Annotated in this window: 19 protein-coding genes; 6 read left to right on the top strand and 13 right to left on the bottom strand. The window is 70.3% G+C overall.

Features of this window, described 5'->3' with window-relative positions; translation table 11 throughout:
• The first annotated feature begins 3 nt into the window (after positions 1-3).
• Entirely contained in the window at positions 4-1302 is a 1299-nt protein-coding gene (locus IPJ78_17565; GenBank protein ID MBK7908351.1) for an amidohydrolase family protein, read from the top strand.
• Positions 1303-1320: 18 nt separating this feature from the next.
• Here the strand turns inward: IPJ78_17565 and IPJ78_17560 are convergent, their stop codons facing one another.
• From IPJ78_17560 to IPJ78_17540, 5 genes are all read right to left on the bottom strand, one after another.
• Positions 1321-3450 (bottom strand): S9 family peptidase, encoded by a 2130-nt coding sequence (locus IPJ78_17560; protein ID MBK7908350.1) that lies wholly within the window; start codon positions 3448-3450, stop codon positions 1321-1323.
• A gap of 115 nt (positions 3451-3565) precedes the next feature.
• Positions 3566-4255: a hypothetical protein gene (locus IPJ78_17555; protein MBK7908349.1), complete on the bottom strand. Its 690-nt coding sequence runs from the start codon at positions 4253-4255 to the stop codon at positions 3566-3568.
• Positions 4256-4313: 58 nt separating this feature from the next.
• On the bottom strand, positions 4314-4970 hold the full coding sequence (locus IPJ78_17550) for a hypothetical protein (protein ID MBK7908348.1): 657 nt from the start codon (positions 4968-4970) through the stop codon (positions 4314-4316).
• The gene (locus IPJ78_17545) at positions 4970-5599 is read right to left on the bottom strand and encodes a hypothetical protein (protein ID MBK7908347.1); all 630 of its coding nucleotides are present in this window, start codon (positions 5597-5599) and stop codon (positions 4970-4972) included. Before IPJ78_17545 ends, IPJ78_17550 begins: the two co-directional genes overlap by 1 nt.
• On the bottom strand, positions 5599-6777 hold the full coding sequence (locus IPJ78_17540; protein MBK7908346.1) for an aminotransferase class I/II-fold pyridoxal phosphate-dependent enzyme: 1179 nt from the start codon (positions 6775-6777) through the stop codon (positions 5599-5601). Before IPJ78_17540 ends, IPJ78_17545 begins: the two co-directional genes overlap by 1 nt.
• A gap of 181 nt (positions 6778-6958) precedes the next feature.
• Here IPJ78_17540 and IPJ78_17535 point away from each other — a divergent pair, with 181 nt between their 5' ends.
• Positions 6959-7348, top strand: coding sequence for a carboxypeptidase regulatory-like domain-containing protein (locus IPJ78_17535; protein ID MBK7908345.1), 390 nt, complete (start codon positions 6959-6961; stop codon positions 7346-7348).
• A gap of 425 nt (positions 7349-7773) precedes the next feature.
• Here the strand turns inward: IPJ78_17535 and IPJ78_17530 are convergent, their stop codons facing one another.
• The 4 genes from IPJ78_17530 to IPJ78_17515 all read right to left on the bottom strand — a co-directional run bounded on the left by IPJ78_17530 (position 7774) and on the right by IPJ78_17515 (position 13116).
• On the bottom strand, positions 7774-8445 hold the full coding sequence (locus tag IPJ78_17530) for a flavin reductase family protein (protein ID MBK7908344.1): 672 nt from the start codon (positions 8443-8445) through the stop codon (positions 7774-7776).
• On the bottom strand, positions 8445-9635 hold the full coding sequence (locus IPJ78_17525) for a homogentisate 1,2-dioxygenase (protein MBK7908343.1): 1191 nt from the start codon (positions 9633-9635) through the stop codon (positions 8445-8447). Before IPJ78_17525 ends, IPJ78_17530 begins: the two co-directional genes overlap by 1 nt.
• Positions 9635-10759, bottom strand: coding sequence for a 4-hydroxyphenylpyruvate dioxygenase (gene hppD, locus IPJ78_17520; protein MBK7908342.1), 1125 nt, complete (start codon positions 10757-10759; stop codon positions 9635-9637). Before hppD ends, IPJ78_17525 begins: the two co-directional genes overlap by 1 nt.
• A 290-nt stretch (positions 10760-11049) precedes the next feature.
• Complete coding sequence (locus IPJ78_17515) at positions 11050-13116, bottom strand: acetoacetate--CoA ligase (protein ID MBK7908341.1); 2067 nt, start codon at positions 13114-13116, stop codon at positions 11050-11052.
• A 70-nt stretch (positions 13117-13186) separates the two neighbouring features.
• Here IPJ78_17515 and IPJ78_17510 point away from each other — a divergent pair, with 70 nt between their 5' ends.
• Positions 13187-14404 carry a DNA polymerase IV gene (locus IPJ78_17510; protein MBK7908340.1) on the top strand — a complete coding sequence of 406 codons (1218 nt, stop codon included), beginning with the start codon at positions 13187-13189 and terminating at the stop codon, positions 14402-14404.
• 85 nt (positions 14405-14489) lie between these two features.
• A complete protein-coding gene (locus IPJ78_17505; GenBank protein ID MBK7908339.1) occupies positions 14490-17096 on the top strand; it encodes a zinc-dependent metalloprotease in 2607 nt (868 codons plus the stop codon).
• Between the two features lie 125 nt (positions 17097-17221).
• Here IPJ78_17505 and IPJ78_17500 read toward each other — a convergent pair whose 3' ends face one another.
• The 3 genes from IPJ78_17500 to dut are packed head-to-tail and all read right to left on the bottom strand — an operon-like array spanning position 17222 to position 21233.
• A complete protein-coding gene (locus IPJ78_17500) occupies positions 17222-19336 on the bottom strand; it encodes an insulinase family protein (GenBank protein MBK7908338.1) in 2115 nt (704 codons plus the stop codon).
• A complete protein-coding gene (locus tag IPJ78_17495) occupies positions 19333-20685 on the bottom strand; it encodes an insulinase family protein (GenBank protein ID MBK7908337.1) in 1353 nt (450 codons plus the stop codon). The genes IPJ78_17500 and IPJ78_17495 overlap by 4 nt, the downstream gene beginning before the upstream one ends.
• Before the next feature lie 44 nt (positions 20686-20729).
• Positions 20730-21233, bottom strand: coding sequence for a dUTP diphosphatase (gene dut / locus IPJ78_17490; GenBank protein ID MBK7908336.1), 504 nt, complete (start codon positions 21231-21233; stop codon positions 20730-20732).
• A 76-nt stretch (positions 21234-21309) separates the two neighbouring features.
• On the opposite strand from dut, the gene IPJ78_17485 reads away from it, so the two are divergent.
• Both IPJ78_17485 and IPJ78_17480 read left to right on the top strand, forming a co-directional pair.
• On the top strand, positions 21310-23136 hold the full coding sequence (locus tag IPJ78_17485; GenBank protein MBK7908335.1) for a hypothetical protein: 1827 nt from the start codon (positions 21310-21312) through the stop codon (positions 23134-23136).
• 80 nt (positions 23137-23216) lie between these two features.
• Positions 23217-24230 (top strand): hypothetical protein, encoded by a 1014-nt coding sequence (locus tag IPJ78_17480; GenBank protein ID MBK7908334.1) that lies wholly within the window; start codon positions 23217-23219, stop codon positions 24228-24230.
• A gap of 134 nt (positions 24231-24364) precedes the next feature.
• Here IPJ78_17480 and IPJ78_17475 read toward each other — a convergent pair whose 3' ends face one another.
• Complete coding sequence (locus IPJ78_17475; GenBank protein MBK7908333.1) at positions 24365-24967, bottom strand: hypothetical protein; 603 nt, start codon at positions 24965-24967, stop codon at positions 24365-24367.
• Positions 24968-25006: the final 39 nt, after the last annotated feature.

Raw genomic sequence — 25006 nt, 5'->3', positions numbered from 1 at the left:
CGGATGCACCCCGGAGCGTCGTCGCGTCTGGCGACGGCGGCGTTCGCCGTGGCCCTCGCGCTGGCGAACCCCTTCGCGACGGGAGAGGCGGCGGCGCAGGACGCGCTGACGCTGCTCGTGCCCGACCGTGTCTTCCTGGGGACCGAGGACTCGGCGCGTACGGGTTGGGTCGTACTCGTGCGCGGACAACGGATCGCGGCGGTGGGCCCGCGCGCACAAGTGCGTGCACCCGAGGGGACGACCGTGCGCGAGCTGCGCGGCACGACGCTCATCCCCGGGCTGATCGAGGGCCACACGCACCTCTTCCTCCATCCGTACGACGAGACGAGTTGGAACGACCAGGTGCTGAAGGAGCCGCTCAGCCTGCGCACGGCGCGCGCCGTCAATCACGCGCGCGCGACCCTCGAGGCCGGCTTCACCACGGCGCGAGACCTCGGCACCGAGGGCGCCGGCTACGCCGACTTCGGGCTCAAGCAGGCGATCGACCAGGGGATCATCCCGGGCCCCCGGTTGCTGATCTCGTCGAAGGCGATCGTCGCGACGGGGTCGTACGGCCCGAAGGGCTTCGCGAGCGAATGGGAGGCGCCGCAGGGCGCGACGGAGGCGGATGGCACCGAAGGGCTCACGCGTGCGGCGCGCGACCAGATCGGCCACGGGGCCGACTGGGTGAAGGTCTACGCCGACTACCGGTGGGGCCCGAACAGCGAGGCACGACCCACCTTCACGGAAGCCGAGTTGCGGACGCTCGTCGAGGTCGCCGCGTCGAGCGGGCGGAAGGTCGTGGCGCACGCGGCCACCGACGAGGGGATGCAGCGCGCCGTGCGCGCCGGCGTGGCGATGATCGAGCACGGCGACGGCGGCACCGCGGAGACGTTCCGCCTGATGGCCGCGCGTGGCGTCGGATACTGCGCGACGCTCGCGGCCGTCGAGGCGACGGCGCGGCACGCGGGATGGCGGGAGGGACAGGCGCCCACCGCACGGATGCTCGCGAAGCGCGCGTCGTTCCGCCTCGCGATCGAGGCCGGCGTCCCGCTCTGCATGGGTGGCGACGCGGGGGTGTACGCGCACGGCACCAACGCATGGGAGGCCGAGTTGATGGTCGCGTACGGGTTGCGCGCCCCAGCAGCGCTCCGCGCCGCGACGAGTGGGAATGCGCGGCTGTTCGGGCTGTCCAGCGAGCTCGGCTCGATCCGCGACGGGCTGCTGGCCGATCTCGTCGCGGTCGAGGGGGACCCGACCGCCGACATCAGCGCACTCCGGCGCATCCGCTTCGTGATGAAGGGCGGCGCCGTCGTGCGCTGACGGGCGGGCGTCGATCGATCAGGGCTTGAGCCAGTACCCGAACCAGTCGCGCAACCGCCCGAGGCGGTCGACGAGCAGCCAGGGCTCGCCCGTGCGCGAGAGGTCGTGCGTCGAGCGCGGGTAGCGCACGAACTCCACCGGCACGCCCTGCCGCTTGAGCGCGGCGAACCACTGCTCGGCGTCCGTCATCGGCGTCCGGTGGTCCTCCTCGCTCTGGAGGATGAACGTCGGCGTGCGCACGCGCCGCACGTTCCGGATGGGCGAGAGCGAGTCGTACATCGCCGGGTTGTCCTGCGGCCGGCCGTAGAACTCGAACTCGGTGAGGCCCTGCGCGTCGGAGGTGCCGTACCATGACCACCAGTTGCTGATCATGCGATCGGCCTGCGCCGCCTTGAAGCGGTCGGTCTTGGTGGTGATCCAAGCCGTCATCACGCCGCCGTAGGAGCCGCCGGTGACCCCCATGCGGGTCGAGTCGACATCGGCGCGCGCCGCGGCGATGTCCACTGCCTTCATGAGGTCCTGGAAGTCCTCGGCGAACCAGCGGCCTCGGGTGGAGTAGGTGAAGTCCGCGCCGTACCCGCTGGAGCCGCGCGGGTTGGTGTAGAGCACCATGAACCCCGCGGCCGCGAGGTTCTGCGTCTCGTCGAACCACTGCTCGCCATACTGGCTGTGCGGGCCGCCGTGGATGTAGAGCACGAGCGGGTACTTCCGGCCCTCGACGTAGCCGAACGGCTTCATGAGCCAGCCCTCGATCTCGAGGTCGCCGACCGAGCGATAGGTGAAGCGCTCCGCCCCGGACCAGGCGACATCGCGGTTGAGCGCGTCGTTGAAGCTGGTGAGCTTGCGCTCCCCCTTGCCGTCGGCGCCGGCGATGAACAACTCGGTCGGCGCGTTCACGCTCGTCGCGACGTACGCGACCTGCCGACCCGCGCCGTCGAAGGTGAAGCCGCTCATCTTGCGGCGCCCGCCGAGCGATTCGCGGAGGCGCCCGTCGCGCGGGTTGATCATGAAGAGACCGCTCGATCCACCGATGTCGGCCCAGACCGCGATGTCGCCGGCGGGGAGCCACTCGAGGCCGTTCGGCTCGTACCGCCAGTCCGGCGCGAGCGGCGTGACCTGACCGCTCGCGACGTCGAGGACGCCGAGGTGCGCCTGCTTCACGCGACCGGGGCGATGGATGAACGCGATCCGGCGGCCATCGGGCGACCACGCGAGGTCGGACTCGGCGCCGGGGATCGTCGCGACCTTGCGCGGCGTGCCGCCCGCGACCGGGATCACATAGATGTCATTGAGATTGCGGTCGACCTCGTCGCGCGCGGCATCGTACGGGAGCAGCGCGAGCGAGTCCGCGGTGCGCGCGACGACGGAATCCGACCGGAGGTCGACGTCGGCGATGAACGCGATCCACTTGCCGTCGGGCGAGACGGTGACCGAGCGATGCGAGTAGCGGGTGTCGGTGACCTGCACGCGCTTGGCGCCCGGGACCTGCGTAAAGATCTGCTCCGGCCGGATCACGCGCGCCTCGCGCGGTCCGGGGAGGAACCCCTGGCCGTTGGCCTTGTAGCGCGTCTCGGTGATGTGGCGGCCATCGAAGCGCGACGGGTCCACCGGGCGCGTGATCGCGCCGTACGGCGGACGCGCCATCGGCGCCATCTTCGCATACGGGTCGGCGCGCGAGCTGTCGGCGCGCGGTCCGCCCTGCCCTTCCGTCGTCACCGTCGCGCTGAATGCGGCGAACTTGCCGTCGCGCGGCCAGGAGCCCGCCGGATAGTCGGCCGGTTGCGTGGCCTCGCCGCCGGGGGCGTCCATGCGGATCGCCCAGGTGTTGCCCGTGCCGCCCGACCGCTGCGACGAGAAGAAGAGCCACTTGCCGTCCGGCGAGAACCGCGGGTTGCTGCTCTCGGTGGCCGGCGCCGTGTAGCGCATCGGATCGCCGCCGGTGGTCGAGACCACCCATACCTCGTTGTGCCGACGGTTCTCGCGCTCGTTCACCGTCGTGACGGTGAAGGCCACGAGCTTGCCGTCCGGCGACATCGCCGGCGCGGAGAGGGTGGTGACGCGGTGCCAGTCGTTGGGAAGCATCGCGCGCTGCGCGGGGAGCGCGGCGGGAAGCATCAGGAGGGCGAGGAAGGAGAGCGAACGTCGCATCGGATCGGTGGCTCGCGAGAAGGGATGTGGCCGCGCAGACCGTGCGCGCACGCACCGCGGGGCGCGTGCCGGGAAACTACGCGAAGCGGCTGCGGAACGCAGGCGCGGCCGACCGCTATGGGCGAGCCGCGCGCAGGAGGAGGAACACCGGCTCGGCAAAATCGACGTCGGCGGGCTGCTGATCCCACACCAATGTCCGCTTCGCCGTATACAGTGCGCCGTCGCGTCGGCGCATCACGAGGACCACCCAAGAGCCGTATCGATCGATCGTCATCGGATCCCCACTCCGGACGTCGTCGGGGCGCGTGGTGCAGTTCACGTCGCGACGCTCGCCGACGGCGCCAGTGCAGCGCGGCATCGCGGCGTTGGGGAGGAGGCCGCTGTTCTGCGCCGGATTGCGCGCCGGATCGGGACGATGGATGCGCGCGATCGTGAGGCGGTACCCCGCCTCGTCCGCCGGCACCTCGCGCCAGCCCCGCGCGCGCAGGACGATGGCGACGTCCTCGCGCAGCCCTGGCATCCCTGGGTCCTCGCTCCGTCGGTCGTCCGCCACGGTCGCGTGCAGGATGCTCGCGGACGCATCGATCCACGCGTAGCTGCCGCTGTCCGGTAGCGAGGTGAGGGCCGCGCCGGGCGCGAGGGCCGTGCCACCCACGAACTCGCGCGTGGCGGTCCGACCGCCGGTGGTCGCGCAGGCCGCGGTGGCGGCGGCCACGAGCGTTCCGATGACGAGCGCGCGCCGCCGGAGAATCGCGCGCACATCACGCTCGATCGAAGCGACGTGCTCCCCGCGGGTCGCCTGCATCGCGAGAAGGTAGCGTCCGGGCGCGGCGAGCGCGACCGCGCGGGAGGATCGCGGATCGTCAGTCGACACGGCGCGCGAACAGGCGCACGAGATCACGCGCGACGAGCGGCTCCAGGGACGGACGGCTCTGGTCCTCCTGGATCCAGTACCGGACCGCGCCGTCACTCCTGCGGCGCATGATCACGACCACGCGCATCACCGGCACCGGCACCGAAACGCGGACCGTCCGCGTGCGCGGTCGCTCCGGCTCGCTCGTGCACCGCGGCTGGTTCGTCCCGCGCGACGGATCACAGCGGGGGAGTCCGCCCGTCGGTGGCGGGGCGATGCTCTCGTGACGCTCCTCGGTGCGCGTCACCGTCCTGGTCGCGACGAAGGCGGAGAGGTCATAGCCCGACGAGTCGGGGGACTCGCGCCAGCCTTGGCTCTGCAAAACGGTTCCGATGCTCGCACGGAGCGCGCGCGCCGTCGCCCCATCCGCCAGGTCGTCGCGGGTCGCGCCACGGACGAGCGAGTCCGGTGCGACGAAGCGATATCGCGCGTCCTTGGGCAGCGCGGCGATGATCTCCCCGGCGGGGAGGGCGATGCCCGCGCCGAGCGGGATCAGGCGCGTGACGACTGGGGCGCCGTCGTCTCGCGGACCGCGCGACCCCACCCTGCTTCCGCAGCCCGCGGCCACGAGCAGCATCGCGATGATGGGGACTCGGACGACGAACATCACGGCGCGGGCGTGAGCCGCATCCGGAGCAGGTCTCGCGCGACCGCGGCTTTCACTCCCTCGAGATCCGCGGGGGCATAGCTCCACCAATGGTGCGCGCCATCCACGCGGCGGCGCAGCACCAGCATGAGGCGGCGCTCGACATCGACGACCGGGACATTGACCGTGCGTACCGGGTTCGGATCCTTCGTACAGTTCACGCCCGGTCGATCCTCGCGCGTGTAGCCGCATCGCGGGAGCGTCGCGTTCGGATCGGGGTACGATTCCGTCCGCTGTTCCGTCCGTCGTACCGTGCGTGCGGTCATGAAGAGCGCCAGCTCGAACGCGGCAGAGTCGGGAATGACCTCCCAGCCGAGTCCGAGCAGGACCGTCCCGACGGCCTCACGCAACTCGCGCGGTTCCCGGAGACCGACGCTCGTCGCATCCTCCGCCGTGAGCCCGAGGGCGAGCGAGTCGGGCGCGACGAAACGGAACGTCGCGATCTCGGGGAGCGTGAGGAGAAGCGGCGCGACCGGCAGCGTGATGCCATGATCGAGGCGCACCTGCCGAGACCGAAGTGGCGCGGGATCGCGCGCCACGAACGAGGCGCACCCAGCGGCCACGAGCAGCGACGCGAGACCGAGGCGCATCAGGCACCGGTCATCTTCTTCAGCACGCGCCCGCATCGCACCGCCGCCTCGGCGATGCGGGCCGGACTCGTGATGAACGAGATGCGGAAGAAGCCCTCGCCGCCCGCGCCGAGCGCGGCGCCCGCGAGGACGATCACGCCTTCCTCCTGCATGCAGCGCTCGTGGAACTCCATCGACGGCACGCCGGCGGGGAGCGGGACCCAGAGGTACATCGAGGCCTTGGGGACCTCCACGCCCGGGAATCCGTTCGCACGGAAGGCGGTGACCGCGGCGTCGCGGCGCTCCTTGAAGACGGCGACGTTCCCCGGCACCCACGACTCCCACGACTCGAGCGCGGCGATGCCCGCCTTCTGCACCGCCATGAACTGGCCGGTGTCGAGGAAGCTCTTCACCTTGGCGAGCGCACCGACGACGGCGGCGTTGCCGCACGCCCATCCGCAGCGCCAACCCGTCATGTTGTAGGTCTTGGAGAGCGAATGGAACTCGATCGCCACGTCGCGCGCCCCGGGGATGTCGAAGATGCTCGGCGCCACGTAGCCGTCGAAGGTCATCTCCGAGTACGCGTTGTCATACACCAGGATGATCCCGCGTTCCCTGCAGATGCGCACGACCTTCTGGAGATACTCGACGGGCGCGATCGCCGCGGTGGGATTGTTCGGATAGTTGAGGAACAGCAACTTCGTGCGCCGGAGCACGTCCTCGGGGATCTCGTCGAGGTCGACGAGGAAGTTCGTGCGCGGCGTGATCGGGTAGAGGTAGGGTTCGGCCTCGCCGAGCAGCGTGCCGCCCAGGTAGGCGAGGTAGCCGGGATCGGGGATGATCGCCACATCGCCCTTCTGGAGGTAGGCGAAGCAGAGGTGGGCGATGCCCTCCTTGGATCCGATGAGCGGGACGATCTCCTTGAGGGGGTCGAAGCGATGGCCGAAGCGCTTCTGCATCCAGGCGGCCACCGCGTCGCGGAATGCGGGAAGGCCGAGGCCGAACCCGTACCGGCTCATGCCGGGATCGTCGACGGCGGCCTTGAGGGCGGCGATCGCGGCCGGCGGGGCGGCGAGGTCGGCGTCACCAGCGCCGAGGTCGATCACGTCGACGCCACGCCCGATCAGGTCGCGCTTCTTCTGGGGGATCGTCGCGAGCAGATAGAGCGGGAGCGCATCGAAGCGATTCGTGAAGGGCATGACAGCAGGCAGAAGGCCGAAGGAAGAAGGCGGTGTGATGCTCGATGCGGGGCGACGCGGGATGCGGAGGGGGAGACGTGACGTCGCCCGCGCCATGCGTCAAAGGTATCCGTTCTCCCTCTCGGCGGCCTCTGCCGACCTTCTTCTTGCCGCGTACGCCGAGGTCGCTTAGCGTCCATCCATGCATCGTGCGGTCGCCCCCGTCCCGGCATTCCTGCTCCTCCTCGCGTCGGCCTGCATCGGCCCGCAGGGCGGGCACCGTGAGGGCTACGTCGACCAGGGCCCGCCAACGCTCACCGGCCCGCGCGAGCGGGTCACGACGCATGTGCGGGGCGTCGTGGTGGACGCGACGACCAACGCGCCCATCGCTGGCGCCTCGGTGACCATCGACGGCAAGAGCACCGTGAGTGGGGCCGACGGCGCGTTCACCATCTCCGACCTGCTGCTGCAGGCGGCGACGATCGAGACCGTGAAGGTCGGCTACGACACCGCGCGAACGCTGATCCCGTTGACCGGCGGCGAATACGCGTTCAATCCGCGACTTCGTCCGGCGACCCCGATCGCGCCGTAAGGGGATCGCTGTCACGCGCCTGTGCCTACACAGGCCGGATGACGGCGCTGTCGGGATTCTCGCCATTGCGCGCGCCGTCGGCGAGGTGAATAGTGACCGTGCAGAGCGAGGGCGACGCCTCCGCGATGCCTGAAGCGGATCGGGCACCTGGTCCCGACCTTCCGTCCCCGGACGGAGCAAAGCGCCAAGGCGAGCGTGCGTGGACCCGCTGCTTCATACCCGCCGCCGTGCGGGCAGCACGGTGTGGTGGCAGGCAACGCACCCACCGACATCGACTCGGACAATCGGAAGCCATCCGTGCTTCCCCGGCCATGCCGCCGTGCTCCTCCGAGGACGATGCTACGAGGGCCGAGACCATCGTGTCTCGGCCCTCCGTGCGTCCCCCCGTTTCGCCGCCCCGCCCGATGCACGCGCGGGGGCGCCTGTCACTGGCCGAGCGTGCGCCGCGGCGGCGGCGGGCCCGTGGTCGGCCCGGGACTGACGGTCGTGGGTCGCGCGAGGATGAACATGCTCTCCGCCGTCACATGCGACCACTCCTGTCGCCCCATGCGTGCCGCGGGATTCACCTTCGCCGTGTCGGGGAGTCCGTCCTCGCCGAGCACCGCGTCATCGACGTGCGCGACGAGCACCTCGCCGATCACCCAGGTGCTGTGCTGCGGCCCGGATCCATGGGGCACCACCTGGAAGACCCGGCACTCCAACTGCGCCGGGCTCTCCGCCACGCGCCACGGCCGCACCACGGTCGAGGCGGCGCGGGTGAATCCCACGGCATCCAGTTCGTCCACGTCGGGCGGATACGGCGCCGACGCCTGGTTGACCCGCTCGGCCATGGCCCGCGAGACGACGTTGATGACGAACTCGCCGGTCTCGAGGAGGTTGCGGAGCGTGTCCTTGGGATTCCCGTCTCGATCGGCCACCGGGCAGAATGCGACGGACTGCGGATTCTGTCCGCCCATCGCGAAGAAGCTGAATGGCGCGAGGTTGCCCACGCCGGCCGCGCTCACCGTGCTCACGAGCGCGATGGGACGCGGCGCGATGAGCGGGGTGAGCCAGGCGTGGCGCTTCGGTGGATCGAGATCGGCGAGACGGATGATCATCAGGACGTCGGCGGCGCGAAGCCCGGCCCTTCCCCACCCCCCTCGATCCACGAGAACTGGTACTTCTTGTCCTCGAACGGCAGGATCGCCTTCGCCACCTTGAGCGGGCGGAACGAGTCCATCATCACCGCGAGCTCGTTCGTGTGGGTCATCCCGATGCTCCCCTCGTAGCGGCCGGGGTGCGGGCCGTGCGGGATGCCGTCCGGATGGTGCGTGATGCTGCCGTACTCGATCCCCTTCCGGCTCATGAACTCGCTCGAGGCGTAGAAGAGCACCTCGTCGCTGTCCACGTTGCTGTGGTTGTAGGGAGCCGGGATCGCCTCGGGATGGAAGTCGTACGGTCTCGGGCAGAACGAGCAGATCACGAAGCCGTCACCCTGGAACGTCTGGTGCACCGGCGGCGGCTGATGGACCTTGCCGACGATCGGCTCGAAATCGTGGATGTTGAAGGCCCACGGGTAGAACTGCCCGTCCCATCCGATCACGTCGAGCGGGTGGTGGTCGAGGACGACCTCGTTGAGGCCGTTGTACTGCTTGATGACGATCGGGAAGTCGCCCTTCTCGTCATGCGTGCGCAACGTGCGCGGGATGCGGAAGTCGCGCTCGCTGTAGGGGGCGCCCTCCACCACCTGCCCGACGTTGTTGAGGTAGCGCGAGGGCGGGCGCACATGCCCGCGGCTCTCCATCACGAGCAGCTTCGCCGGCTTGGTGAAGCGATAGCGGTGCAGGATGTGCCGATGGATGACGAGATAGTCCCCCGGCCGGATCTCGAGGTCGCCGTACTGCGTCTCGAGGGTCCCCTCGCCTTCCGCGACGTACACGACCTCGTCGCCCTGCGCATTCCGGTAGAAGTGCTCGTCCTGCTTGTCGGGCGCCACGTACAGCATCGCGATGTCATTGTTGAAGAGCATCGGGACGCGGTCGAGTGTCGGACTCCCGCCGCGCGCGATGGGCGCGGTGCGGAAGTGCCGGTGCCGCAGCGTGCGGTCGGTGTCCTCCTCGTACGGCGTCTCGGCCAGGCGCCGGACCGACTTCACCGTCGTGGGGGGATGCACGTGATAGAGCAGTGCCGACGGCCCGGTGAAGCCCTCGATGCCGACGAGCTGCTCATGATAGAGCGACCCGTCGGGCTTGCGGAACGCGATGTGCCGCTTGCGCGGGATCTGGCCGAGGGTGTGATAGAACGGCATTACAGGTTGCCCCGGAGCGCCTGCTCGCGCTCGATGCTCTCGAAGAGCGCCTTGAAGTTGCCGGCCCCGAAGCTCTTCGCGCCCTTCCGCTGGATGATCTCGAAGAAGAGCGTCGGCCGGTCCTGCACCGGCTTGGTGAAGATCTGCAGCAGGTAGCCCTCGTCATCCCGGTCCACCAGGATCCCGAGCTCGGCGAGCGGCGCGATGTCCTCGTCGATCTTCCCGACGCGGTCGAGCACGGTCTCGTAGTAGGACTTGGGGATGGAGAGGAACTCCACGCCGCGGGCCTTCAGCGCGCGCACCGTCGTGATGATGTCGTCCGTGGCGACCGCGATGTGCTGCACCCCCGGGCCGCGATAGAAGTCGAGGTACTCCTCGATCTGCGACTTCTTCTTGCCCTGCGCCGGCTCGTTGATCGGGAACTTGATCCGCCCGTTCCCGTTGCTCATCACCTTCGACATGAGCGCCGAGTACTCGGTGCTGATCGTCTTGTCGTCGAACGACAGCAGGTTGTAGAACCCGAGCACCTTGGAGTAGAAGTCCACCCAGTGGTTCATCCGGCCGAGTTCGACATTGCCGACGCAGTGGTCGACGTACTTGAGGCCGACATCCGCCGGCATGAACGGCGACTCGGCGGGACGGTAGCCCGGCATGAAGAGTCCGCGGTAGTTCCGGCGCTCGACGAGCGAGTGGATGGTGTCGCCGTAGGTGCGGATGGCGGCGACGACGATCTCGCCATGCTCGTCCTTGAGCACCTCCGGAGCGCGCGCCGAGACGGCGCCTCGCTCGAGGGCCTTGGCGTACGCGTCGCGGCAGTCGTCGACCCAGAACGCGAGATCCTTCACGCCGTCGCCGTGCAGCGCGATGTGCGCCGCCATCTCGCCCTCGGGGCCCATCGGCGAGGTGAGGAGGAGTCGGATCTTGCCCTGCTCGAGCAGGTACGAGGCGCGGTCCCGCACGCCGGTCTCAGGACCGCGGTACGCCTTGAGTTGGAAACCGAAGGCGGCGCGGTAGAAGAGCATCGACTGCTTGGCGTTGCCGACCCAGAACTCGATGTAGTCGGTGCCGTTGATGGGGAACGTGTCGTGGGCGGACTCGGCGGACGGCTTGGTGGCGGTGGCCATGGGACGGATGGAGGCTGAAGGAGGAAGGCGAGCGAAGGGAGCAGGGAGAAGGAGGAAGGAAGAAGGCCGGTCCTTCACCCTTCCTCCTTCTCCCTTCATCCTCGACTCAGTTCGCGCGCGCGCCCGTGCGGGCGCTCGTCCACCAGCGTCCCCAGACGCTGTGGGTCGACCAGTCTGGCACTCGCATGCGATGCTCCGCGCAGGGGACGGGTCCGGTCATCACCCAAATATACCCTGCGCCGGCGGCGGGGCGTCCAGCAGGTCGGTCATGCCGGCCCGCGCACGCCCGGTCAGACCACCAGCGCCGGCAGGTCCCGGAAGAGCGCGAGCGAACCGGGATTCGCCAGCGCGTCGGTGTTCTTCACCGGCCGACCGTGCACCACGTCACGCACCGCGATCTCGGAGATCTTGCCGCTGATCGTGCGCGGGATGTCGGCGACCTGCTCGATGACCTTGGGCACGTGGTGCGGGCTCGTCGCCTCGCGGATCGCGGCCCTGATGCGCGCGCGGAGCGCGTCGTCGAGGAGGAGGTCGTCGCGCAGCCGGACGAAGAGCACGATGCGCACATCCTTCTCCGTCCCGCTCCCCACGTCCTGCCCGATCACGACGCTCTCGAGTACCTCGGGAAGCTGCTCGACCTGCCGGTAGATCTCCGCCGTGCCGATGCGCACGCCGCCGGGATTGAGCGTCGCGTCGCTCCGGCCGTGGATGATGAGCCCGTCGTGCGCGGTGATCTCGGCCCAGTCGCCGTGCCGCCACACGCCGGGGAAGACGTCGAAGTACGCCGCGCGGTACTTCGCGCCATCGGGATCGTTCCAGAACGCGACGGGCATCGACGGGAAGGGCCGCGTGCAGACCAGCTCGCCGGCCTCGCCGCGCACCGGATCGCCATCCGAGTCGAGGACCTCGACGGCCATCCCGAGTCCCAGGCACTGGAGCTCGCCGCGCCAGACCGGCAGCAGCGGGTTGCCGAGCGCGAAGCAGGAGATGAGATCGGTGCCGCCGGAGATGCTCGCGAGGTGCACGCCCGGCTTCACGTCGTGCACGACGTAGTCGTACGAATGCTCGGCGAGCGGGCTTCCCGTGGAGAGGATCATGCGCAGCGCGCGCAGGTCATGCGTGCGCGCCGGTGCGAGGCCGAGCTTCTCCGACATCGCGAGGAACTTCGCGCTCGTGCCGAAGACCGCGACCTCTTCCTCGGCCGCGAGGTCCCAGAGGATCGCCGGGTTCGCGTCGGGGAGCGGCGCCCCGTCGTAGAGGATGATCGTCGCGTAGGCCGCGAGCGCGGAGAGGAGCCAGTTCCACATCATCCATCCGCAGGTGGTGAAGTAGAAGATGCGCTCACCCAACTGCAGGTCCCCGTGGAGGAGATGCTCCTTCAGATGCTGGAGGATCGTGCCGCCGTGCCCATGGACCATGCACTTGGGCAGTCCGGTGGTGCCGGAGCTGTACATGATGAACAGCGGATGATCGAAGGGCACGCGCTCGAAGACGAGCGGCGCGTCCGTGCCTCGCTCGAGGAAGGCATCCCACGTGGTGCTCGTCGGGAGGCGCTCCGCGCGCGCGGCGGTCGCTGCGGCGTCGCCGAGGAACGGGACGACCACGAGCTGCTCGACCGACGGGAGCGCCGCGACGATCTCGGCGGTGCGCGCGATGCAATCGATGCGCTTGCCCCCGTAGCGATATCCGTCGGCGACGATCAGCACCTTGGGTGCGATCTGCCCGAAGCGGTCGAGCACGCCACCGACACCGAAGTCGGGGGAGCAGGAGGACCAGACGGCCCCGATGCTCGCGGCGGCGAGCGCGGCGACGACCGCCTCGGGGATGTTGGGGAGGAACCCGACGACGCGGTCCCCGCGCTCCACACCGGCGGCGCGAAACGCGCCCGCGCAGCGGCGCACCGCGTCCGACAACTCCGTGCGCGTGAGCTGGCGCCGCCGCCCCGTCTCGTCGCGGGCCACGATCGCGAGCGTGTCGCCATCCGCGCTGATGACGCGTTCGGCATAGTTGAGGTGGGTGCGGCGGAACCAGCGGGGCCCCGGGCGCCCGGCGGCGGCGGGAGGCGCCATGAGGTCCCCGCGCTCGAGGATGTCCTCGGGCCCGAAGTCGGCACTGCTGATACGCTCGCTCGGTGTCTCGGGCCGATAGTGCTCGCCCTGGACCTGCCCGAAGTGGTAGAGCGCCCGCCAGAAGTGCTCGGGGTGCGCGACGGACCAGGCGTGCCAGGCAGTGTAGGGCGCATCGGGCGCGGGCGCGCCCGGCCGGGTGCTCGCGGAGCGGAAGAACCGCTGCATCACGCTGTCGGCCGCGCGTTCGGGATCGGGCAACCAGAGGGGAAAGGCGCGTTCCGGCGTCATGGGGCGGAATTATAGGGAGCCGTCGCCGGGGACGCTCGCCGCGCGGCACGGCGCGAGATACGTTCCACGCATGACCGCCCGCCGCATCCTCCACGCCGACGCCGACGCCTTCTTCGTGGCGGTGGCGCGCATGGCGGATCCCGAAGGGGCCGGCAAGGCGACGTTGCTCATCGTGGGCGGGCGTCCGGGATCTCGGGGCGTGGTATGCTCCGCCTCGTGGGAGACGCGGGCCTTCGGCGTGCGATCGGCGATGCCGATCGCGCAGGCACTGCGGCTCTGCCCGCAGGCGATGTGCGTCCCGGTGCCCCGGCAAGCGTGCGGAACGACGTCACGGGCGATCGGGGCCGTCCTCGCGCGATACACCCCGGTGGTGGAGGGGGCGAGCATCGACGAGTGGTACCTCGACCTCACGGGCACGGAGGCGCTGTACGAGCACGAACCGCTCGAGGCGTCCGCGCGCCGCATCCGTGAGGCCGTCCACAAGGAGACGGGGATGTGGCTCTCGATCGGCGGCGGCCCGTCGAAGCTCGTCGCGAAGCTCGCGGCCGAGCGCGCGAAGCCACGGCCGGGCACCGGCGCGACAGGGGTGCGGATCGTTCCGGACGGCGGCGAGGCCGAGTTCCTGCGGGGGTTCGCGCTCGCCGAGCTGCCGGGCGTGGGGCCGAAGCTGCAGTCGAAGCTCGCCTCGCTGGGGATGGTGCGTGTGGACGACGTGTTGCCGCACGACCGCACGACGCTCGCGCGGTGGATCGGTCGCCGACCGGCGGAGTGGCTCTGGGCGCGGGTGCGCGGGATCCACACGACGCCGGTCGAGGCGCGCGCGAGCGCCAAGCAGATCAGCCACGAGACGACGTTCAGCCGCGACGTGCAGGACACGGCGGCGATCGCGGCGATCCTGCGCGGGCTCGCGGCGAAGACGGCCGCGTCGATGCGCGGCGACAAGCTGGCGGCACGTACGGTGACCGTGAAGCTCAAGGACGCCGACTTCACGACGCGCCTGGCGAGCCGCACGCTGCCGGAGCCGCTCGAGAGCGATCGCGCCGTGGCGGATGTCGCCGTGGGACTGCTCGGCAAGTTGCGCGCGGCGCGCCCCGTCTCGGCGCGCCTGGTGGGCGTGGCGCTCGGCAACCTGGTCGCGGCACGCGATGCGGAGCAGCTCGGGCTGTTCGCCTCGCCGGCGACGGCGGTGGAGCGGCCGCAGGACCGCGCGGTGTCGCGCGCGGTGGACCGGGTCCGGGAGCGGTTCGGCTCCGAGGCCATCCGGACGGGCGCGGCGCCGCGCGCGTAGCCGTGGCGGTACGGCCGCGCGCGGCCCATCTTTTCCGCGACGCTCCCACCGTCCCAGTCCGTCGTTCCTCAACCCATCATCACCAATGAAGCCCACTCGTCCGATCACGATCGCGGCGGGGCTCGCCGTGCTGGCCCTCGCGTGCCAGCCCGCCGCCCCCACCACGACGCCGGCGCCGACGCCCGCCCCTGCGGGCACCCCGGCTCCCAGTGCCCCGACCCCGACCACGCCGGGCGCTCCGGCTCCCGGCGCGCCGGGCGGCCCCGGCGCGAATGCGCAGGGCGGCGGCCCCGGTGCCGCCGCGGCCGAGCCCGCGCCGCGTGCGTACGCGCAGGTCATCCGCGGCGACGTCAAGACCAAGTCCGGACTCTTCAAGACGCACATGATCGGGAGCTCGCTCTACTACGAGATCCCGGCCGGCGAGTTCGGCAAGGACATGCTGCTCGTCACGCAGATCGCGAAGAACAACGAGGGTGATGGTTACGGCGGCGAGCCGATCGACACGCGCGTCGTGCGCTGGGAACGTCGCGGCAACCGCGTGCTCTTCCGGAACGTCTCGTACGCGATCATGTCCGACCCGTCGGCGCCGATCGCCGAGGCGGTGCGGAACTCCAACTTCGACGCGATCCTCGCCGTCTTCCCCGTCGCGGCCTACGGCCCCGACTCGGCGCCGGTGATCGACGTGACGCGGCTCTACACGTCGCCGCCCAACGAGGTGAGCGCGATCCAGGCGATCCGCGGGCAGCTCGACGCGGCGCGGAGCTTCATGGAGCGCGTCGCCGCCTACCCGACCAACATCGAGGTCGAGGCCGCGCTCACGATCAATGCGCAGCCGCAGGCGCAGTCGTTCTTCCCCGGGCTCCCGCCGGCCCAGCCGGCGCCGGGCACGCCGACGTCGACCAAGTCGGTCGTCGTGCACTGGTCGATGGTGAAGCTCCCCGAGCGGCCGATGATGCCGCGGCTCCGGGACTCGCGCATCGGCTACTTCTACACGAGCACGATCGATTTCAGCCGTCCGGAGCAGCGCGCGCAGCAGCGCAACTTCATCGCCCGCTATCGCCTGGAGAAGAAGGACCCGAACGCCGCGATCTCGGAACCGGTGAAGCCGATCGTCTATTACATCGACCCGGCGACGCCGACCTGGCTCGTGCCGTTCGTGAAGAAGGGCGTCGAGGAATGGCAGGCGGCGTTCGAGGCCGCGGGCTTCCGCAATGCGATCGTGGCGCGCGAGGTCCCGAAGGACGACCCCGATTTCTCGCTCGAGGATGCGCGCTACTCCAGCATCCGGTGGCTGCCGTCGACGATCGAGAACGCGAACGGGCCGAGCGACACCGACCCGCGCAGCGGCGAGATCCTCAACGCCGACGTCAACATGTACCACAACATCATGAACCTGCAGACGTGGTGGTACTGGACGCAGGTCGGCCCGCTCGATGCGCGTGCCGCCCGGCTCCCGCTGCCCGACTCGCTGCAGGGGCGCCTGGTGCAGTTCGTCGTGGCGCATGAGGTCGGCCACACGCTCGGCCTCCCGCACAACCAGTTCGCCTCGAGCCAGTACCCGGCCGACTCGGTGCGCTCGCGCACGTGGGTGGAGCGGATGGGGCACTCGCCGACGATCATGGACTACGCGCGCTTCAACTACGTCGCGCAGCCCGAGGACAACATCCCGGTGGACAAGCTCATCCCGACCGTGGGCGTGCACGACAAGTACGCCATCCGGTGGGGCTACATGCCGATCCCCGGCGCCCGCACGCCCGATGACGAGCGCGCGGCGCTCGACGCGATCGCGCGCGAGCAGGACAGCACGCCGTGGCTCCGCTACGGCATCCCCGATGACTTCGGCGCGATCCCCTTCACCGCGTACTCCGAGGCGGTGGGTGACGCCGATGCGGTGAAGAGCACCGAGCTCGGCATCCGGAACCTCAAGCGCCTCGTGCCGATGATCCTCCCGGCGACGACCCAGGCGACGGAGGACATCTCGTTCACGAAAGAGGCGTACAATCGCCTCGTCGGCCAGTTCGTGACCGAGATGCGCCACGTGGCGACCATCCCCGGTTCGTCGACCGGCCAGGAGAAGTACGGGTCGCAGCCGGGCCCGCGCTTCACGCCGATGCCGCGTGCGCAGCAGAAGGCCGCGGTGAAGTTCGTCCAGGACCAGCTCTTCACCACGCCGACCTGGCTGCTGGACCCCGCGCTGCTGCGCCGGCTCGAGCCGGAGGGCGCGGTGGCGCGCATCAACAACGCGCAGCGCGGCATCCTCGTCACCCTGATGAACGACGAGCGCATGGCCCGCCTCATGGAGTACGAGGCGTTGCCGGGCGCGAGCGGCACCTACGCGCTGTCGGAGTACCTCGCCGACATCCGCACGGGCATCTGGAGCGAGCTCGGCGCCGGCTCGGTGCGCGTGGATGCGTACCGCCGCGGCCTGCAGCGCATCTATCTCGAGGCGACGATCGCGAAGCTCAACGCGACGCCGTCGGCCACCCCGCGCATCTCCAGCAGCGCGCAGACGGGCCAGGTCTACACGGCGGCCGCGCGGCCGAGCACCGACGTGAAGGCGCTCGTGCGGCAGGAACTCCGCACGCTCGACGGGCAGCTGGCGTCGGCGGCGGCGAAGGCCGCGGATGCGGTGACCCGCGCGCACATCGCGGAGGCGAGGTTCCAGATCAAGCAGGCGCTGGAGCCGAAGTAGCGTCACGGATGAAGGCTGAAGGATGGAGGTCGAAGGGGTGAACGACGATGCGGGCTGCGAGGTGTTCCTCGCAGCCCGCATCGCCGTTCACCGCGGTCCCGCCTTCGTCCTTCCACCTTCGACCTTCATCGTACTCTGGCGAACTCCACCGGCTGCCCCGCCGGCCCGAACTTCATGACCCGGTGCGCCGGCGCCTTCTCGATCCAGTACGTCCCCGGCGCCTCGCCCCCCGTGAAGGAGACCTTGTACGTCTCCACCGTCCCCATCGGCACGGTGATCGATTCCTCGCCCACCACCTCATACGTGTAGACGGCGACGGTCCCCTTCCCGGTCTGCAGCACGGACACCTGGACCTTCGCGCCCGGCGCCCACTTGAAGTAGGGGAGCAGCCCCTGCATCACGTTGTCGTCGACCGTGCCGGCCGGGAGCTCCACGCCCTCGTACTTCACCGGCGTCATGCCCTGCGGCCCCGGCGTCATGCCTTCGCCGGTCGCCTTGCCGCCGGCGACGGTGACCGTGAGGCGCATGTCCTGGCCCTGGAACTTGCCCGTCTGTGTGGTGCCGCGGAACGCCAAGTCGGCGCCGAGCCGCACCTCGCTCTGCTGCGAGATGACCGTCGCCAACTGCGAGCGCTCGCGGTAGACCCACCCGTCGCCCTCGCGCGCCAGCGACGCCACCTGATAGCCGAAGTTGTTCCCCTGCACGAGCACGGCGAACGAATCGGACGCGGGCGCGAGGCGCGCGCGATCGAGGTCGAGGGCGATCGCCTTGGGGCCGAGGTCGTCGAGCGAGACCGGCTTGCCGTCCAGGTCCACGATCGACACCGGGGCGATCGCCTTCAGCTTCTCGGCGATCTTCGTCGCGTCGCCGACCACCACGATGAGCGCCGCATCGGCGCGCATGCCCTGTCGAGCCGCGGCCTGCGCCTGCGTGGCCGTCACCGCCGAGACGCGCTGGCGATACGTCTGCACGTAATCGTTGGCCAGCCCGAGCAGACGGGCGTTGGCCACCTGCGCCGCCACGGCGTCCGCCGTCTCGACCTGGAGCGGGAAGCGGCCGACGATCGTCTGCTTCTGCCGCTCGAACTCGTCGGTCGGGATCGCCTCGCCACCCATGCGGCGCACCTGCGCGAGCAGCTCGACGAGCGCCGAGTCGGTCACCTCGGTGCGCACCTCGGCGGTCGCGCTGAACGAGCCGAGTCCGCGCCGGCGGTCGACGCCGGAATAGGCGCCGTAGGTCCACCCCTTCTGCTCGCGGAGGATGGTGAACAGCCGCGAGTCGCTCGCGCCGCCGAGCACCTGGTTGGCGATCGACAGCGCATAGCCGCGCGCATCCGTGGCCATCCAGGTGGTGTTGCCGACGACGATGTTGGACTGCACGGAGCCTGCGCGATGCACGAGCAGGATCTCCGTGCGGGCGCGCTGCGGTGCGGCGCGGGTGACCGGCGCGCCGGCGCCGACGCCGCCCCACGCACTGAACGTCTCCTCGGCGAGCGCGCGCGCCTCGGCGGTGTCGATCGCCCCGGCGATGACGAGCAGCGCCTGGTTGGGGCGCATGCGCGCCTGATGGAACGCCAGCAGGTCGTCTCGCGAGATCGCCTTCACGCTGGTCTCGTCGGACGACCGCCCGTACGGGTGATCGCCGTAGATCCCCTTGGCGAAGGCGCGTTCGGCGATGCTGGCCGGCTGCGACTTGGCGAGCGCGAGCGCCGAGAGCGTCTGCGTGCGCAGGAGCTCGAGCTCGGTCGTCGGGAACGTGGGGCGGAGCGCGGCGTCGGCGAGGAGCTCGAACGCCACGCGCTTGTCGTTGGTGAGGACCGCGGTGCTGACGGTCAGGAAGTCATCGCCCGCCGACGCGCCGAGCGAGCCGCCGACGCCCTCGATGGTGGCGGAGATCTGGTCCGCCGTGCGGCTGCCCGCTCCCTTGGTGAGGAGCCCGGCGACCATCTCCGCGGTCCCGCTGCGGCCGGCGGGATCGTAGAACGAGCCGCCAGGCACGGCGAGGGTGAGCGAGAGCACCGGCTGCTTCTGGCTCGCGACGACGATCACGCGCATGCCGTTGGCCAGGATGGTCTCGGCGAAGGGCGGGAACTGCGCGGGCTCGAGCGGGAGCGGCGCGGGCGGACGCGTGGGGAACGGGGCCGCCGGGGCGGCCTGGGCCGCGAGCGGGAGCGCGACGAGGCCGAGCATGCCGGCCGCGGCGACCGTGCGCGCGGACACGCGGACGAGGGAGCGGATCACTTGGCCTCCGGGACGATCACGAGCGTGAGCGAGTTGTCGGGTCGCAGGTAGGTGCCGGCGACGCGGCGCAGGTCGGCGAGGGAGACCGCCTCGTAGCGCGCGGCGTCGGTGTTGACCGCCTCGGGGCCGCCGAGGTACATCGCGGCGAAGTGCACGGCCTCGGTGGTGGCCATGGCCGTCTGCCGTCCGAAGATGGTGCTCGACCGGCGCGAGTTCTTCGCCTTGGTGAGCTCCTCCATGGTGATGCCGTTCGCGGCCGTCGCCATCTGGCGCATGAGCTGCGCGCGGAGGGTGTCCGCGTCGACTCCCTGATTGGCGATCGCGAGCGCGCCGAAGATCCCCGCGCCACGCATCGCACCGAAGGGATTGTAGAGCGCCTGCGCGACCACCGCGACCTTGCTCTCGCGGACGAGCGCGCGGTTGAGGCGCGAGCTCTCGCCGGCGCCGAGGATGGTGGAGAGGAGCTCGAGCGCGGGATAGTCGGCATGGGCCGGCGGCACCGAGCGATAGGCGAGCAGCACCGCGGGCAGGTTGGCGTTCTTGTCGGTGACGCGCTTCACCTGCTCGCGCCCGGTCGCGGCCTGCGGCGCGCACTGCACCGGCGGCGGCGTCTGGCCTCGCGGGATCCCGCCGAAATAGTCGCGCACGAGCTGGCGAGCGGTCGCGGGGCGGAAGTCGCCCGCGATCACCAGCGTCGCGTTGTTGGGCGCGTAATAGAGGTCGAAGAAGGCCTTCACGTCGGTCACCGTCGCCGCGTTCAGGTCGTCCATCGAGCCGATGATCGAGTGCGCGTACGCGAAGCAGGTCTCGCGGTCGAACATCGTGGGCAGCGAGTCGACGAACGAGCCGGTGTACGGCGCGTTGTCGAAGCGGAGCCGCCGCTCCTCCTTCACCGCCTCCTGCTGGTTGCGCAGGTTCTCGGGGTTGATCGCGAGCGAGCGCATGCGATCGGCCTCGAGCCAGAGGGCGAGGTTGAGCCGGTTGGAGGGCAACGCCTCGTAGTAGTCCGTCTTGTCGGGCTGCGTGGAGCCGTTGAGATAGCCGCCGGCGCGCTCGATGTACGCGTTGTGCTCCGTCTTCTTCACGTTCGCCGAGCCCTGGAACATCATGTGCTCGAAGAGGTGGGCGAAGCCGGTGCGGCCGGCGCGTTCGTTGCGCGAGCCGACGTCGTACCAGACGTTGACGGCGACGACCTGCGCCGAGTGGTCCTCGACGAGATGGACCTTGAGGCCATTGGGCAGCGTGAACGACTCGACCTTCACGGGACTCGGCGCCTGCGCCGCGATCGGCGTGGCCGCGGCAAGGGCGAGCGTGAGGAGGAGACCGGGGATCGTACCGCGCGAGCGCATCGCGTGACTCCGGGGTGTGGGGTCCGACAGGAAGGGACGGCCGCTCAGCGGCCGGTGGAACCGAAGCCCCCGGCGCGGTCCGTCGTGCGCTGGACCGTGCCAAGGATGAAGGGGAGCGTCTCGAACCTCGCCAGCACCATCTGTGCGATCCGCTCGCCGTGTCGCACGGTGAGCGGGGCGGTCCCGCCGTTCTTCGCCGGGACACACCACTCGTCGGGGTAATCCGCGTCGATCGTCCCCGGGCTGTTCACGATCACGAGATCGGTCTTGAGGGACGTGCCTGAGCGGGGCCGCACCTGCGCCTCGTATCCTTCGGGGAGTCGCGCCCGGAAGCCGAGTGGGAGCAACGCCTTCTCGCCAGGGGCGAGGGTGATGCTCATGCCGCCGTCGGTCCGCTCGACCGCGCGTTCCTCGACCTGCCCGCCGACGTAGACTCGGACCGTCCCACCCTTCAGGCAGAGCGCGAGATCGTGGCCCGCGCTGGCCGCGGTCGCGCGCGCCGGGATGTCCACCCCGCCATGGAGCGGCTCGAAGATGATCTGGGGCATGGGCGGGAAAGCTAATCTCTCACCGGGGAAGGTGGGTGGTCGACACTTCCGGCCCCGGGGCGTGTATCATCCTCGCGTGACCCGTCTCCTCCGCCCCCTCGGCCTCGCGGCCCTCCTCTCCCTCGCCACCTCCCCGGCCAGCGCCCAGGACACCACCCGCGCCGAGCCGATCGTCGAGGCGATCCCCGCCGCACCCCCACGCGACCCGCGGCTCATCGCGCAGAACGCGCAGGCCGCGTTCGAGCGCTTCCGGCGGCTCAACCTGCCGCCGTATCGCGGGCGCGTGCCGTCCGGACGGCAGTGCCCGGAGCCGGTGGGACTGAACTGGTGCTACTGGTACGACGAGGACTCCAAGCTCGAGCCCGAGCGCGACACCGTGCGCGCGGCGCGCGAGCAACTCCTCGCCCTCCTCGACACCCTCGGCCGCGAGAACCCCGGCGACAATTGGATCAGCGGCCAGCAGGTGCGGTACCTGATCGAGGCCGGCCGCCCCGCCGACGGCCTGAAGGTCGTCGAGCGTTGCCGGTCGTTCGGCTGGTGGTGCGACGGCCTCGCCGGTCTGGCGTTGCACGAGATGGGGCGGTACGCCGACGCCGAGGCGCGATTCGAGAAGGTCCTCGCCCAGATGGCGCCGCGCGAACGGTGCAGTTGGCTCGACATGACGCCGTACCTCGACGAGGACACGCGGCGCCAGTACATCCGGTACCAGTGCGGCACCCCCGAGCGGGCGGCATTCGAGGCCCGCGCCTGGTGGTTCGCCCGTACGCGCTACGGCATGCCCGGCAACGATTCGCGCACCGAGCACTTCTCGCGCCTCGTGTACGTCGAGATCCTCCGCGACGCGGCCTCGGCCTACGTGCGCGCCTTCGACGAGTCGGAACGCGAGATGCTCATCCGCTTCGGGTGGTCGCGGCAGTGGGCGCAGCACGGCGAGCAACGTCCGCCGCCGGGCGACTACATGCGCGCCAATCCCGACGGCAGCCAGCCGACGATGGACCGCTCGATGATGGTCAACGTGATCGGCCAGGAGGCGACGCCGGCCCATCGGTTCATCCCGCCCGCCGACGTGCTGACGAGCCCGGCGAGCTCCGACTCGCTCGACTGGGCGGTGCAGCTGCCGCCGGTGGTCGCGCGATACCACCCGATCTATGCCTCGCGCCTGCTCATGTTGGAGCACCAGCAGGGGCTGTTCCGTCGGGGCGACACCGCGATCATCGTGCTCGCCTACGACGTGACCAAGGTCCGGGGCATGAACGGCGCGAACCTCGAGGCGGCCCTCGTGGTGACGCCGGGGACGACGCCCAGCGGGACCGGGACGCGCGTGCGGAACGCGCCACCCAAGGGCACGATCACCGTGCGGGCGCCCTGGGGCCCGCTCCTCATGAGCGCCGAGATCGCCGCGGACTCGGCGTCGACGCTGGTGCGGGCGCGGTACGGCATACGGCCGCCGTTCGCCATCGGCGCGCGCGTCTCGCTCTCCGACCTGCTGTTCTACACGCCGTACGAGGGGTTCCCGGCGAGCGTGGAGGAGGTGCTCCCGCACATGCTCTCGACGCAGAAGGTGCGGGCAGACCAGCCGCTGGGCGTCTACTGGGAGGCGTACAACACCAATCCGGCCGGCGAGCGGATGACGATCTCGCTCGTCGTCGCGCCCGACAACGACGAGGAGCCGGGCCGGATGACCCGAGCGGCGCGTGCGCTGCGGCTGGCGCGGGGGACATCGCCGGTGAGCGTGACGATCAACGACCAGTCGGTCCGGGGGGCGAAGACGTCACCGCGCGCGGTGCAGCTCGACATCTCGACGCTGACGCCGGGGGACTACCTCGTCCAACTCGAGGTGGACGTCGCCGGCCAGTACGTGATCCGTGCCGACCGGCGCATCACGGTCGTCCCTTCTCGCTGACTAGATTGCCGGTCGCCCGCGCCGTGTAGGCGCGGGCGCATTCCCCCTGTAGCTCCCCCCACGTGCGTCTCGCGCTCGCCATCACCGCCTCCCTTCTCGTCGCTCCGCTCGTGGTGCGACAGGCCTCCCCTGCCCGTCCCTTCCGCGCCACGACCATCGCCCGGCCGGCGCAGGACACGCTCCGCCCCCGCCGCGACAGCACCGCCCGTCGCGACTCCGCCGGCCGGCCGGCGCGCACCGCCGAGGAGCGCACTCTCGCCTCGCGCGATTCGGCGCTCGATGCGCTCTGGCCCGTGCAGGGACCGGAGCCGCTCCCGGGCGCGATCCTCCCCGAGAAGCGGATCATCGCCTACTACGGGAACCCGCTGAGCCAGCGGATGGGCGTGCTCGGCGAGTATCCGTCGGACCAGATGCTGAAGATGCTCGACGCCGAGGTGGAGGCGTGGGAGAAGGCGGACCCGTCGACGCCGGTCCAGCCGGCGCTTCACCTCATCGCGGTGGTCGCGCAGGGCTCGGCGGGCCGCGACGGGAAGTACCGTCTCCGCATGACGGACTCGCTGATCGAGCGCGTGGCGACCTGGGCCGCCACGCGGAACGCGCTCGTGTTCCTCGACGTGCAAGTGGGGCTCTCGACGCTGCAGGCGGAGTTGCCGCGGCTCGCGAGCTTCCTCGCGCGGCCGAACTTCCATCTGGGCATCGACCCCGAGTTCTCGATGAAGAACGGCGGGCTCCCCGGCCAGCGGATCGGCACCTTCGACGCGGCCGACGTGAACTACGCGACGGAGTTCCTGCAGGGGCTCGTGCAGAACCACAAGATCCCGCCGAAGGTGCTGGTGGTGCACCGGTTCACGCGCCGTGGCGTGACGAACTACCGGAACATCACGCTCCGGCCGGAAGTGCAGATCGTGATGCACATGGACGGCTTCGGCTCGCCGACGCTCAAGCGGAGCACGTTCCGCTCGTTCATCAAGGCGGAGCCGGTGCAGTTCGTGGGCTGGAAGCAGTTCTACAAGAGCCGGAACGACAACCCGCGGACGACGATCGCGGAGATCCTGCGGCTGAATCCCAAGGTGCTGTACATCCAGTACCAGTGACCTGAGCAGCGATGAAGGCGGAAGGGTGAAGGATGAAAGTGAAGGCAGCCTCCCGGATTCGGGGGGCTGCCTTCGTCGTTCACCCTTCACCCTTCACCCTCCCGCCTTCATCCGCCTGATCTCACGCCTCGCGCTCACTTCACGACGGTCAGCCCCGTCACCCCATCCGACTGCGCGAACATCCGGCCGCTCGGCGTATGGAAGAAGATCCGCCGCTTGCGGTTGTTCACCACCTCGTCGGCACGGGCGAACTGCATCGCGAGCATCACCTGCCCCTCGGGCTGCACCGGGAAGGTCGCCGCGGGATAGCTGACGCTCACCTCGTCGGACTGTTCCTCGACGAGGGCGCTCTCGCGCGTCCGCTTGAGGATCGCGACGGCTTCCTCGCGTGACATCGCCGGCGCTTCGACACCGGCTGGGGTGGTCGCGGGGCCGGGACGCACAGGGTCCTCACCGCCGGTGAAGAGCCAGATGAGTCCGACGATGACGATGCCGGCGGAGCTCCACTTCACGATCGGTGACTGTTTGGTGAACCAGTCACGCACCGGCTCGAGCGGGCCGAGCGAGACGCCCGGTGCCGACTTGGCCGACTTGGCCGACTTGGCCGACATCGAGACCGAGGCGCGGCCCATCGAGGTCGACTGGCGCGACTGCGCGCCCTCCGGCGGGTACGGCGTGAAGCAATAGGGGCAGACTCGCCGGTTATTGCTCTCCTTGTTGCAGGCAGCGCAGAGCATGGTGAAATAGAACGCCGAAACCTCGCCGTTTCAACGGGT

It is taken from the genome of Gemmatimonadota bacterium, from assembly GCA_016714015.1.
Classification (GTDB): Bacteria; Gemmatimonadota; Gemmatimonadetes; order Gemmatimonadales; family Gemmatimonadaceae; genus Pseudogemmatithrix.
Note: the sequence above shows the minus strand (reverse complement) of the source record. Positions and strands in the feature narration are given on the sequence as shown.